Source organism: Luteimonas sp. WGS1318, from assembly GCF_043187535.1.
Classification (GTDB): domain Bacteria; phylum Pseudomonadota; class Gammaproteobacteria; order Xanthomonadales; family Xanthomonadaceae; genus Luteimonas.
Map to the genome: position 1 here is coordinate 545152 of NZ_CP171131.1, position 12744 is coordinate 557895.

Genomic DNA, 12744 nt, shown 5'->3' on the forward strand with positions numbered 1-12744 from the left:
AGCGGTCGGCCCTCCGGAGTGCTCTACCCGATGAAAGTGTCTGTAGTCGTTTCGCGCATGCTGCTGGCCGCGGTGGCCATCGCGACGGTGGGAATCGCCGTTGCCCAGGATCCCGCGCCGACGCCCCGCCCGGCGACGCCCACGCCTGCCGCGCAGCCGGGCGCCGCGCCCGCGCTCAGCGACGACCTGCCCACGCCGCCGCCGCCGACGATCACCGGCAATGCCTGGCTGGTCATGGACTACGCCACCGGCCAGGTGTTGGCGGGCGAGAACGTCGACGAGCGCGTCGAGCCGGCCAGCATCACCAAGGTGATGACCAGCTACGTCATCGCCGCCGAACTGGCGGCCGGCAAGATCACCGTCGACGACCAGGTGATGATGAGCGAGAACGCCTGGCGCAAGGGCGGCGCGGGCACCGACGGCAGCTACAGCGGCTTCCCGGTGAACCAGACCGCGCGCCTGCTGGACATGGAAATCGGCATGGTGGTGCAGTCGGGCAACGACGCCGCGATCGCGCTGGCCGAGCACGTCGCCGGCAGCGAGGAGTCGTTCGCCCAGCTGATGACGGCGTACGCCAAGCGCATCGGCATGAAGAATTCCAACTTCACCAATGCCACCGGCCTGTCGGGCCCGGAGCATTACTCGACCGCGCGCGATCTCGCGATCCTCGGCCGCGCGATGGTGCGCGATTACCCCGAGGAATACGCCCACAACAAGATCCGCGAGTTCACCGTCGGCCCGATCACCCAGCACAACCGCAACCGGCTGCTGTGGCGCGACGACAGCGTCGACGGCATCAAGACCGGTCACCACTCGGGCGCCGGCTACTGCCTGATGGCGTCGGCCCTGCGCGGCGACCAGCGCCTGATTTCGGTCGTCATGGGCTCGACCAGCGAGGCGCAGCGCGCCACCGATTCGCTGGCACTGCTCAACTGGGGCTTCCGCTTCTTCGAGACCCACGCCGTCTACGACGCCGAAACGGCGGTGTCGACCCAGCAGGTGTGGAAGGGCAAGACCAACGAGGTGCAGCTGGGCGTCGCCGAGCCGATGCTGGTGTCGATGCCGCGCGGCAAGTACGCACAGCTCAAGCCGTCGATGGATATTCCGCAGACCCTCGTCGCCCCGATCGAGAAGGGCCAGGCGATCGGCACCGTGCGCGTCGAGCTCGACGGCAAGGTCATCGCCGAGCGCCCGCTGGTCGCGCTGGAGGCGGTGGAGGAAGCCGGCTTCTTCAAGCGCCTGTGGCACGAGTTCATGATGTGGTGGAAGTCCTGACCGTCATCGCGGTCCGCGCTGCACCCGGAGGCCGGCATTCGCCGGCCTCCGTCGTTTCCGGACCCGCTTGGGTTCGCGCGGCAACGCCCCGATAATCCGCCGATGGACATTTCCTCCGACAACCCCGAACACGGCTTCCAGTTCCCCGGCGTCTTCGAGATCACCGCGATGGGCCCGGCCGGTGCCGGCCTCGAAGCGGAGATTCCGCGCCTGCTGGTCGCCGCCGGCATCACCGTGCTGCACGAGACCGTCGCCACACGCGGCTCGAGCAGCGGCCGTTACGTGTCGATCAAGCTCAGCTTCAAGGCCGAGTCGCGCGCGCAGTACGACGCGGCGCATGTCGCGCTGCGCGACCATCCCGAAATCAAATGGACGCTCTAGGCGTCGCGCGGGCGGCATGATCCGCCAGCTGCTCTATCGCAGCGGTCAGCTGTACGAATTCACCGTGGCCGACATGATCCGCTTGCTGCAGACGTCGCGCGCGCACAATGCCGGCTGCGGCGTGGGCGGCCTGCTGCTGTTGCGCGATGGGCTGTTCATGCAGCTGCTCGAAGGGCCGATGGCCGCAGTGGAGGCGCTGTACGCGCGCATCGCGGAGGATCCGCGTCATTGCGGTGTTCAGCTGATCAACCGCCGCGAGCGCGCCGCGCGGCTGCTGCCCGACTGGCGCATGGCCTGGGCCGAGGCGCCGCTGGACGACGACGCGCCGGCGTTCGCCGGGCTCGAGACCGACCACCACGCGCTGCGTGCGCTGGACGGCGCGGGTGCCGATCCGGTGGCGGTGACACTGCGTGCCTTCCTGCGCGGCGAGACGGCGCAGGGCGGCGGCCTGTACGCTGAACCCACGCGATGAGCGTCGCGCCGGACATCCGCCCGGCCTGCGTGCGCCATCTCGGCCGCCAGGACTACGTGCCCGTGTGGCGGGCGATGCAGCGTTTCACCGACGCGCGCGCCGACGACGCACTCGACGAGCTCTGGGTCGTCGAACACGCACCGGTATTCACGCTGGGCCAGGCCGGCAAGCCCGAGCACGTGCTCGCGCCGGGCGACATCCCGGTGGTCCACGTCGACCGGGGCGGGCAGGTGACCTATCACGGTCCGGGCCAGCTGGTGATCTATCCGCTGCTCGACCTGCCGCGCCTGAAGATCGGCGTGCGCGACTACGTCTGCCGGATCGAGCAGGCGATCATCGACACGCTCGGCGACTGGAATATCGAGGCGACGCGTCGCACTGGGGCGCCCGGCGTCTACGTGGCCGACGCCAAGATCGCCGCGCTCGGCATCCGCGTGCGTCGCGGCTGCACCTTTCACGGCCTGGCGTTCAACGTCGCGATGGACCTCGAACCGTTCCGGCGCATCAATCCGTGCGGTTACCAGGGGCTGCAGGTCGTGTCGCTGGCCGATCTGGGTGGGCCTGCGTCGCTGGACACGGTTGCGCCGGCGCTGCTCGAGCATCTCGCGGCGCAGTTCGGGCTCGCGCTCACCGATGCGCCCGTGCCGACCCTCGACGCGGACGCATGAAACGCTGCGTCCCGGCGCACGCACGGCCGGGCATGCCGGCTCGGCGATCGGCCGGGTGCGGGCCGCGCAGCGGCGGTGAGGCCCGCGGGCCGGCCACCGCCTGAGGGGCAGGCCACGTGGCCCGGCCGCGACGACTGCACCGCGGCGGCATCGGATTCCGGCGCCATCCCGGCGATCACACGGGAACACGTCGCGTCGGAATGAGGCTCGCATCGCCCGATGCCAGCTGACGCCGCCCCAACCTTGCGCCGCCCGTCCGGGCGTCGCCGCCCGCCCTTGGCCTACAATGGCCCTCCGCCCGACGCCTGGTGCGCCATGTCCCGTCCCGCCGACAAATCGATTCCGCTGCAGGTGGTGGCCGCACCGCCGCCGTCGCTGCAGGCCGGCGTCAAACAGGTGGCCGGCGACAAGATCGCGCGCTCGCCGGTGCAGTTCGCCGACGCGCCCGTGCTGCGCAAGCCGTCGTGGATCCGCGTGCGCATTCCGTCCAACGGTGCGGTCGCCGCGCTGAAGGCGAAGCTGCGCGAGAACCGCCTGGTCACGGTCTGCGAAGAGGCCAGCTGCCCGAACATCCACGAGTGCTTCGGCCACGGCACCGCGACCTTCATGATCCTCGGCGAGGTCTGCACGCGCCGGTGTTCGTTCTGCGATGTCGCCCACGGCCGGCCCAGGCCGCCGGATGCGAGCGAGCCGCTGAACCTCGCGAACACGATCGCCGACATGGGCCTGAAGTACGTCGTGATCACGTCGGTCGACCGCGACGACCTGCGCGACGGCGGCGCCCAGCATTTCGTCGACTGCATCCGCGAAGTCCGCAAGCAGTCGCCGCATATCCGCATCGAAGTGCTGACGCCCGACTTCCGCGGCAAGGGCCGCATGGAACGCGCGCTGGAGATCCTGAAGTCCGATCCGCCCGACGTGTTCAACCACAACGTCGAGACGGTGCCGGACCTCTACCGCAACGTGCGGCCGGGCGCGGACTACCAGTGGTCGCTCGACCTGCTGAAGAAGTTCAAGGCCCAGCATCCGGACGTGCCCACCAAGTCCGGCATCATGCTCGGCCTCGGCGAGACCATGGAGCAGGTGCAGGGCACGCTGCGCGACCTGCGTGCGCACGATGTCGACATGGTCACCATCGGCCAGTACCTGCAGCCCAGCGCGCACCACCATCCGGTGCTGCGTTACTGGACGCCCGAGGAGTTCAAGGCGCTCGAGGACTACGGCATGGCGCTCGGTTTCAGCCACGTCGCCTCCGGTCCGCTGGTGCGCTCGTCCTATCACGCCGACCAGCAGGCGATGGACGCCGGCGTCGCCGCCTGAGCGCATCCGCGCCTGACGCCCTGGTGAATGCCGCCCCCGGATCGGGGCGGTTCATACCCCGGCCCTGCCGCGCCCGTACAGTCGGATGCGTGCGATCTGAAACTTTCGGCACTGTCGACCCGTCTGTTCACGCGACAGGCTCGATCGCATGTCGCATGATCACCGCAGCCGTTTTCCAGGATCCCGAATGAAAGCTTCCCGCGTCGTTTCCGCCTCCGTGATCGCCCTGGCGCTGGCGGTCCCGCTCGCCCTCATGGCGCGGCCCGATGCCGTCGCCGATGTGCCGGCGGCGCCGAACGTCGACCAGGTGGCCGCGTCGAAGCTCGTCTACGGCCTGCTGTCGGACAGCCGCTACGCCTACCGGCCGCGGCCGATGGACGCCACGATGTCGAGCGAGGTGTTCGACGGCTATTTCGAGAATCTCGACGCCGGCAAGCTGTTCTTCACCCAGCAGGACATCAGCCGCTTCGAGCCGCTGCGGTCGGGCATGGGGGCGGCCGTGCGCAACGGCGACATCGCGCCGGCGCTGGAGATCTTCGCGCTGTACAAGACGCGCGTGGCCGAGCGCACCCAGTACGCGCGCGATCTGCTCGGTCAGGACATTTTCGATTTCTCCGGCAACGACCGCTGGGAGTACGACCGCAAGGACGCCGCCTGGGCCGGTGACGCGGCCGAGCTCGATACGCTGTGGCGGCAGTCGGTGCGCAACGACTGGCTGCGCCTGCAGCTGGCGGGCAAGCAGTCAGACGAGATCCGCAAGACGCTCGACCGGCGCTACGTCAACATGGGCAACACGGTCGCGTCGCTCAACGACGAGGACGCCTTCAGCAGCTTCCTCAACGCCTACACCGGCGCGATCGATCCGCACACCGACTACTTCAACCCGCGCGCCGCGCGCCTGTTCAACCAGAACATGTCGCTGTCGCTCGAGGGCATCGGCGCGCAGCTGCAGAAGCAGGACGACGTGGTCGTGATCCGCGAGGTCATCGCCGGTGGTCCGGCGGCGATCAGCAACCGCTTCAAGCCCGGCGATCGCATCGTCGGCGTCGGCCAGGGCACCAACGGTCCGATGGAAGACGTGGTCGGCTGGCGCATCGACGACGTGGTCGAGAAGATCAAGGGTCCGAAGGACACCCAGGTGCGCCTGGACGTGGTGCCGGCCGAGGCCACGCTCGACAGCGAACCGGTGCGCATCACGCTGACCCGCGCGCGCGTGCGCCTCGAAGAGCAGGCCGCGAAGGCGCAGACGTTGACGCTGCCGGCCGACGAGCCGGGTGGCCGCGAGAAGCAGATCGGCGTGATCAAGCTGCCGGCGTTCTATCAGGACTTCGAGGGCCGTCGCAGCCGCAACGGCGAGTACGCGTCGGCGACCCGTGACGTCGCGCGCCTGCTGGAAGAGTTCAAGGCCAACAAGGTCGACGGCGTGGTGCTCGACCTGCGCAACAACGGCGGCGGCTCGCTCAACGAGGCAGTCGAGCTGACGGGCCTGTTCATCGACCAGGGCCCGGTGGTGCAGGTGCGCGAATCCGGCGGCCGTGTCGGCGTGCAGGGCGACCGCGATCCGGGCGTGGCCTGGGACGGTCCGCTGGCCGTGCTGATCAACCGCGGCTCGGCCTCGGCGTCGGAGATCGTCGCTGGCGCGATCCAGGATTACGGCCGCGGCCTGATCATTGGCGAGACCACGTTCGGCAAGGGCACGGTGCAGAACCTGGTCGACCTCGACCGCTGGCCGGCCAACGAGACCCAGCGCTACGGCCAGGTCAAGCTGACCATCGCGCAGTTCTTCCTGCCCGGCGGCAGCAGCACGCAGAACAAGGGCGTCGAGCCGGACATCCACTTCCCGGTGACGGTCGATGCGACCGAGTTCGGCGAAAGCACCTACGACAACGCGCTGCCGTGGACCCGCATCGCCGCGGTGCCGCACACGCAGTACGGCGATTTCTCGTCCCTGCTGCCGAAGCTCGAGACCTCGCATGAGGCGCGCGTCGCCACCGACAAGGAATTCGTCTGGTGGGCCGAGGACATCGCCGAGTTCCGCGCCGAGCGCGAGAAGAAGTACGTTTCGCTCAACGAGGCCGAGCGTCGCGCCGAGCGTGACCGTCAGGCCGAGCGCCGCCAGGCGCGTCAGGCGGAACGTCGCGAGCTGGGCCTGGATCTCGATCCGCTGGCCGAGGATTCCGACGACGACGGCCTGCAGGCCAGCGAGCGTGCGATCGCCCAGCAGAACCGGCTGGAGAAGGCCGCCGAAGAACGTCCCGATCCGCTGCTGCGCGAGTCGGCGGCAATCCTGGCCGACGCGGTGCGCCTGCTCAATGCCGATCGCCAGCTCTCGGCGACCGTGCTGCCGGTCTCGACCGCGCCGGGCCGCTGGGCGCGCTGAGCGCCGGGCCCGGTGACATCGAAGCCGCCGCGAGCGATCGCGGCGGTTTTTTTTTGCGCGCCGTTCCCGCTTTCCGTAGGCGCGCTGGGCGCGCGATGGCGCGTTCAGAGGCGCCGCATGCGCGCGATGGTGCCTTCAAGTGAGGCCGCTCGTGCGCGAGCGCGCGCCTACGGTGGGGGACCATCGGCTTGGGACGCAGCCGGTATCGCGCGTGGTGAGCATCGAGCCCGCGGCTTCTTTGCGCGCCGGCCTCGACGACCCCCTGTAGGCGCGCGCTGGCGCGCGATGGTGCCTTCCCGGTCAGGCCCTTCGCGCGCGAGCGCGCTCCTACAGTGGGGGGGCATCGGCTTTGGGGGCAGCCGGTATCGCGCGCGGAGAAGATCGAGCCCGCCGCTTCGTTGCGCGCCAGCCTCGATGAGCCCCTGTAGGCGCGCGTTTGCGCGTGATGGCGCGTTCCCGGTCGAGCCCTTCGCCCGCGAGGGCGCGCCTACGCCGTGAAGCCATCGGCTTTGGAGGCAGCCGATATCGCGCGTGGTGAACATCGAGCCCGCCGCTTCGTTGCGCGCCGGCCTCGACGAACACCCTGTAGGCGCGCGCTGGCGCGCGATGGCACGTTCCCGGTCGAGCCCTTCGCGCGCGAGCGCGCGCTTACAGGGTCGGGGTTAACGGTCGCGGGGCGGTTTCCATCTCCGGCTCGGCTGCACCGCCTCGTCCCTTCCGATACGGACGTCCCGACACGGCGGAACGACGGCCCCACGCCGCCGCCATCCATCTGCAACACCACCGTTCCAGCCGTGCAACGGGGCGCGGGCGTAGAATTCCGCTCCCGCGTGTGCGGTCGTCTCGCCTCCCCGTGCGGTCGTCTCTTCATCCCCCCGGAATCCCCATGAGCGTCGCGCCGGTGTCCCGTTCCGCCTCGGTCCTGTCCATCGCGCTCGCGCTGGCGGCGGTCTATCTCGTCTGGGGTTCGACGTATCTCGCGATCCGCTTCGCGCTCGAAGGCGGGTATCCGCCGCTGCTGATGGCAGGGTCGCGCTTCGTCGTCGCCGGCGGACTGATGTATGCGGCGCTGCGCCTGCGCGGGGTGCCGGCGCCGACGCGCGCACAGTGGCCCACGCTGGTCGCGATGGGCGTGCTGCTGCTGGGCCTCGGCAACGGCATGGTCTGCATCGCCGAACAGAGCGTGTCGTCGGGCCTGGCCGCGGTGGCGGTCGCCTCGGCGCCGATCTGGATCGCCTTGTTCTCCGCGATGCGCGGTGATCGCCCCTCGCGCATCGAATGGACGGGCCTGGCGATCGGCTTCGTCGGCGTGCTGTGGCTCAACGCCGGCAGCTCGCTGACCGGCACGCCGGTCGGCCTGATCGCGCTGCTGATCGCGCCGCTGGCCTGGGCCTTCGGCTCGGTGTGGAGCCGCGGCCGCGATCTGCCGTCGCCGTTCATGGCCGCCGCGGCGCAGATGCTCGCCGGCGGCGTGATCATCCTCGCGGCCGGCCTGCTGATCGGTGAGCGCTTCACCGCGATGCCGACGCTCAAGGGCACGCTGTCGCTGGCCTATCTGACCTCGTTCGGTTCGATCATCGGCTTCACCGCCTACGTCTGGCTGCTGCACAACGTGCGGCCGACGCTCGCCGGCAGCTACGCCTACGTCAATCCGGCGATCGCGGTGCTGCTCGGCGCGTGGCTGGCGTCGGAGCGCTTCCACGTCAACGATCTCGGCGCGATGGCGGTGATCCTGCTCGCGGTGGTCGCGATCACGCTGGGCCGCGCACGCGCGAAAAAGCCGGTGCCGACGCCGGCCGCAGCGATCGCCGGAGAGGACGCATGATCGACGCCGCGCAGAGCCGCCGCGGGCTGTGGATCGCGGTCGCCGCGTTCGTCATCTGGGGCCTGATGCCGCTGTACTGGTACCTGCTGCGGCATGTGCCGTCGCTGCAGATCGTGCTGCACCGCTCGATCTGGTGCGCGATCCTGGTCGCCGCGTTCCTGACGATCCGCCAGGGCCGCGGCTGGCTGCGCGAGATCCTGGCCCAGCCGCGGCTGGCCGGCATGCTGGCGATGTCGGGCGTGCTGATCGCCGCGAACTGGAGCCTCTACGTCTGGGCCGTCAACAGCGGCCACGTGGTCGAGGCGAGCCTCGGCTACTTCATCAATCCGCTGCTCAATGTCGTCATCGGCGTGGTCTTCCTGCGCGAGCGCCTGTCGCCGCCGCAGTGGATCGCGGTGGTGCTGGCCGGCTGCGGCGTGCTGTGGCTGACCTTCAACTACGGCAGCTTTCCGTGGATCGCGCTGTGCCTGGCAACCTCGTTCGCGCTGTACGGCCTGATCCGCAAGTTCGCGGCCGTCGAAGCGGTGCAGGGGCTCGGCGTCGAGAACCTGTTCGTGTTCGGCCCGGCGGTGCTGGCGCTGGCGTGGTTCGAGAGCCAGGGCGGCGGCGGCTTCTTCTCGCTGCGCTGGGGCGGCTGGACCGACGCGCTGCTGGTCATGGGCGGGGCGTTGACCGCGATTCCGCTGATCTGTTTCGCCTACGCGGTACGCCGCGTGCCGCTGACCACGATCGGCCTGCTGCAGTACATCGGGCCGACGCTGCAGCTGCTGCTGGGCGTGTTCTTCTTCGGCGAGGCCTTCGGCGTGGACCGCGCGGCCGGCTTCGGTTTCATCTGGGCCGGGCTGGCGGTGTTCGCGATCGACGGGTATCTGCAGTCCCGCCGCCGGATCGTCGCGCAACAGGCCTGACGCGGGGCACCTTCAACCGGCCGCGGCGAGCGCCGTGGCCGGGCAGGTCGACGCGCCGAACCAGTCGATCACCGACGGCGCGAGACGGTCGAGCTGCATCGGCAGGCTGAGGTGGTCCTCGCCGGCCAGTTCGAGATAGCGCGCCTCGGGCACCGCTGCCGCCAGTGCGCGGCCGTGGGCCACCGGCACGTGACGGTCGGCGCTGCCGTGCACCAGCAGCACGCAGGCCGGGCTATGGGCCAGGGCCGCGCCCACGTCCACCTGGTCCAGCGGCAGCGCCAGCGTCTCGCCGGCCCGGACGACCGCCGCATCCACCACCCGCGCATCGATGCGCCAGCGCAGCCAGGTCCGGGTGAGCTGCGTCGTCCACGGACCGCCGGTTTCTTCGAGCATGTGCGGCACCATGTCGCGGATCGCCGCACCGGCATTGTCGAACGACTCCAGCGCGACGATGCGCGAAGCACCGAGACGCGGATCCGCCGATGCGAACAGCGCCGTCGCTGCGCCGTAGGACACGCCGAACACGTGCAGCGGCCCACGGATCTCGCCGCGCGCGCGCAGCGCGGCCACCACGTCGACGACGTCGTGCGCCTCCCGCGTGCCGTAGCCCGACGGGGCCCGGCCCGAATGGCCGTGATTGCGCAGGTCGATCGTGATCGTGCGATACCCGGCCTGGCCCAGCGCCAGCGACCACGGCAGCAGCGAGCCGCCGTCCATCATCCAGCCATGCAGCAGCAGCACGGTGCCGCGCGGCGCCGGCGCGGGCGAGGTGGGCGTGTCGAAGTCCAGGTCGAATGCGATGCCGTGCGGATCGTCGACCGGCCGCGACCAGGTGTACTGCATCCGGTAGTCACCGGGATCGAGTGCGCGCCAGAACAGCGGCACGCCGGCCGAGGTCGTCACGTAGCCGCTCCGCGCGGGCAGGCGCGCGTAGGCGGCGTCGATGCGGTCCGCCGGCAGCAGCGGCGACGTGCCCGACGGCGCGACCAGATGCGCGGCCAGGGTGTTCGGCAGCCCCGGCCACGAGGAGAAACCGGCCAGCAGCAGGCAGAGGGCGACGAGGGCGATGAGGCGGCGCATGGGCGGGGGCAGCGAACGGCCGGGCAGGCTAGCGACGCACCGGGCGGCCGCGCTACCGCAGGCGCATGACACCGGCATGACAGCGGGCCGCCGTTCATCGGCCGGTCGCGTGCACTGCCGTGTGTGCGGCCTCGACGGCGACTCTGGCACAGTGCCGCGATGCCCGCCGCCACCGATTCGCCCACGTCACCCGTCGTCTCCATCCCTGCCGGCATCGCGCGGCCCGCCCCCGCGCACGCGGTCGTCGCCGCCGTCTGCGAGGCGGTGCGCAGCGGCGCACCGGCCACGCTGGCGCTGGTGCTCGACACCGATGGCTCCACCTATTCGGGTGCCGGGGCGATGGCCCTGTTCGGCCCTGACGACGTCCAACTGGGCTGGCTCAGCGGTGGCTGCCTGGAGCCGGAGATCGCACGCCGCGCGGCCGAGGTCGCGGCGAGCGGGCGGATCGGCTGGATGGAGATCGACACCCGCGACGATGCCGCGCTCATGTCCGGATCGGCGCTCGGCTGTCGCGGCCGTCTGCGGCTGGCGCTGCTGCCGGTCACGCGCCTGCCGGGTGTGCAGGCGCCGCTGCAGGCCTGGCTCGACGGCGATGGGACCGCGCACTGGACGATCGGGCGCGCCGGCACCGTGGAGCTCGAGACCGGTGCGCTGAAGCAGGCCTGGACGCTCGATGCCGACGTACCCGGGTGGACGTCGGCAGACACCTGGTCGCTGACGTCCGCCGCCCGGCCGCAACTGCTGCTGTGCGGCGGCGGCCCGGAGACGCCGCTGCTGCTGCCGCTGCTGCGCGACCTGGGCTGGCGGACGACCCTGGTCGAATCCCGCGAACGCTGGCGGCCGCTCGCCGCACTGGCGGACCGGCATCGCGCGGACGGCGTCGCGGCCACGCTCGCCGACGGGCCGGCGTACGACGCGGCGCTGGTGATGCACCACAACTTCGAGCTCGATCTCGACGCGCTCGACGCCTTGTCCGCGACGCAGGTGCCCTTCGTCGGCCTGCTCGGCCCGCGGCGACGCAGCGAGGATCTGTTCCGGTTGCTGCCCACCGCGCCGCACGCCGCGCTGCGTGCGCGCCTGCATTCTCCGATCGGACTCGATCTCGGCGGCCGCGGCGCGGAGGCCATCGGCCTGAGCATCGCCGCGCAGCTGCAGGCGTGGCGGCACGGACGCCGCCCGTGACGGTGGCCCACGCCGCGATCGTGCTCGCCGCCGGCGGCAGTGCGCGGCTGGGGCGACCGAAGCAGTTGCTGCGCCGCGATGGCGAAGCCCTGGTCGCACGCGTCGTGCGGCTGGTCGCGGAGACCGCGCCTTGCCGGCTGGTGGTCATGCTCGGCGCCTCCCGCGACGCGGTGGCCGCCGAACTCGTGTCGCGGTCGCATTGCATCGAACTGCACGACGTGCCGGACTGGCACGCCGGTCTGTCCGCCAGCCTGCTCGCCGCGTCGCGCGTGCTGCAGGGGCACCGTGGCCCGGTGCTGGTCACCGGGGTCGACCAGCCCGCGCTCGATGCGCGGCATCTGCGCGCGCTGCTCGACGGCGCACGCGCGGCGCCGTCCGGCTGCGCGGCGCTGATGCACGGCACGCGTCCCGGTGCGCCGGCGGTGTTGTCGCCGGCGCTGTTCGCGCAGGTGGATGCGCTGGCGGGAGACCGCGGCTTCGGGGCGCTGCTCGCGGCGTTGCCGGAAGACGCGCTGTTTCGCTTGCAGGCGCCGCTGCTGACGCGCGACGTCGACACGCCCGACGCGCTGCGGGCGGCGCAGGCGGACGGCATCCTCGATGCGGAGGATTGATGGCGCCTGCTGCGCCGTGTTGCTCGCGAGTCTCCCGAGCCGCCGGCATCTGCGCGACGGGGCGAGCGCCGTGCGAATGAGGTACGACGCCTCTGCGCGTCGTGGTGTGCACGGCATTCTTTCGCGACGCTCGGCGCGCGTCGCCGTGGGATGGAATAGTGGTGGAGTGCGAGTCCGCTGGAGTTGTTGATCGGGGAAAGCGTTCGCGCGCGAGCGCGCTCCTACAAGGCTGCGCGTGGGCCGAGTGAACGACGGCATCGCGCATCGGGCATCGTCCACGCACCGAGCGGTGTAGGCGCGCGCTGGCGCGCGATGGGGACATTCGCGAAATGCCACGCGTCCGATCGACCGTCTCGGGGAATGCCCTTCGCGCGCGAGCGCGCGCCTACAGGGTGGTGCGTGGGCCGAGAAGCACGACGGCATCGCGCATCGGGCGTCGTCCACGCGCGCCGAGCGGCGTAGGAGCGCGGCGCGCGCGATGGAACGTTCGCGAAATGCCACGTGTCCGATCGACCGTCTCGGGGAATGCCCTTCGCGCGCGAGCGCGCGCCTACGGGGTGGTGCGTGGGCCGAGTGCACGACAGCACCGCGCATCGGGCGTCGTCCACGCGCAACGAGCGGCGTAGGAGCGCGCTGGCGCGC

At 71.0% G+C, this 12744-nt stretch carries 11 protein-coding genes; 10 read left to right on the top strand and 1 reads right to left on the bottom strand.

Going from position 1 to position 12744, the window contains the following annotated elements; translation table 11 throughout:
• The first annotated feature begins 30 nt into the window (after positions 1–30).
• The 8 genes from ACF3M1_RS02375 (at position 31) to rarD (ending at position 9229) form a co-directional block, all read left to right on the top strand.
• The gene (locus ACF3M1_RS02375; protein WP_394003572.1) at positions 31–1275 is read left to right on the top strand and encodes a D-alanyl-D-alanine carboxypeptidase family protein; all 1245 of its coding nucleotides are present in this window, start codon (positions 31–33) and stop codon (positions 1273–1275) included.
• A gap of 102 nt (positions 1276–1377) precedes the next feature.
• A complete protein-coding gene (locus tag ACF3M1_RS02380; protein ID WP_394003574.1) occupies positions 1378–1656 on the top strand; it encodes a DUF493 family protein in 279 nt (92 codons plus the stop codon).
• Between the two features lie 16 nt (positions 1657–1672).
• Positions 1673–2128: a BLUF domain-containing protein gene (locus tag ACF3M1_RS02385; protein ID WP_394003576.1), complete on the top strand. Its 456-nt coding sequence runs from the start codon at positions 1673–1675 to the stop codon at positions 2126–2128.
• Positions 2125–2796 (top strand): lipoyl(octanoyl) transferase LipB, encoded by a 672-nt coding sequence (lipB, locus tag ACF3M1_RS02390; RefSeq protein ID WP_394003578.1) that lies wholly within the window; start codon positions 2125–2127, stop codon positions 2794–2796. The genes ACF3M1_RS02385 and lipB overlap by 4 nt, the downstream gene beginning before the upstream one ends.
• 315 nt (positions 2797–3111) lie before the next feature.
• Positions 3112–4116 carry a lipoyl synthase gene (gene lipA / locus ACF3M1_RS02395; RefSeq protein ID WP_394003580.1) on the top strand — a complete coding sequence of 335 codons (1005 nt, stop codon included), beginning with the start codon at positions 3112–3114 and terminating at the stop codon, positions 4114–4116.
• Between the two features lie 187 nt (positions 4117–4303).
• A complete protein-coding gene (locus tag ACF3M1_RS02400) occupies positions 4304–6496 on the top strand; it encodes a carboxy terminal-processing peptidase (RefSeq protein ID WP_394003582.1) in 2193 nt (730 codons plus the stop codon).
• Between the two features lie 886 nt (positions 6497–7382).
• A complete protein-coding gene (gene yedA / locus ACF3M1_RS02405) occupies positions 7383–8321 on the top strand; it encodes a drug/metabolite exporter YedA (RefSeq protein WP_394003584.1) in 939 nt (312 codons plus the stop codon).
• Entirely contained in the window at positions 8318–9229 is a 912-nt protein-coding gene (gene rarD, locus ACF3M1_RS02410; protein ID WP_394003586.1) for an EamA family transporter RarD, read from the top strand. The genes yedA and rarD overlap by 4 nt, the downstream gene beginning before the upstream one ends.
• Positions 9230–9241: 12 nt before the next feature.
• Here rarD and ACF3M1_RS02415 read toward each other — a convergent pair whose 3' ends face one another.
• Positions 9242–10309, bottom strand: coding sequence for an alpha/beta hydrolase (locus ACF3M1_RS02415; protein WP_394003588.1), 1068 nt, complete (start codon positions 10307–10309; stop codon positions 9242–9244).
• 159 nt (positions 10310–10468) lie between these two features.
• Between ACF3M1_RS02415 and ACF3M1_RS02420 the strand changes: the two genes are divergently transcribed.
• Entirely contained in the window at positions 10469–11491 is a 1023-nt protein-coding gene (locus ACF3M1_RS02420) for an XdhC family protein (protein ID WP_394003590.1), read from the top strand.
• Positions 11488–12102 carry an NTP transferase domain-containing protein gene (locus ACF3M1_RS02425; RefSeq protein WP_394003592.1) on the top strand — a complete coding sequence of 205 codons (615 nt, stop codon included), beginning with the start codon at positions 11488–11490 and terminating at the stop codon, positions 12100–12102. The genes ACF3M1_RS02420 and ACF3M1_RS02425 overlap by 4 nt, the downstream gene beginning before the upstream one ends.
• Positions 12103–12744 lie beyond the last annotated feature (642 nt).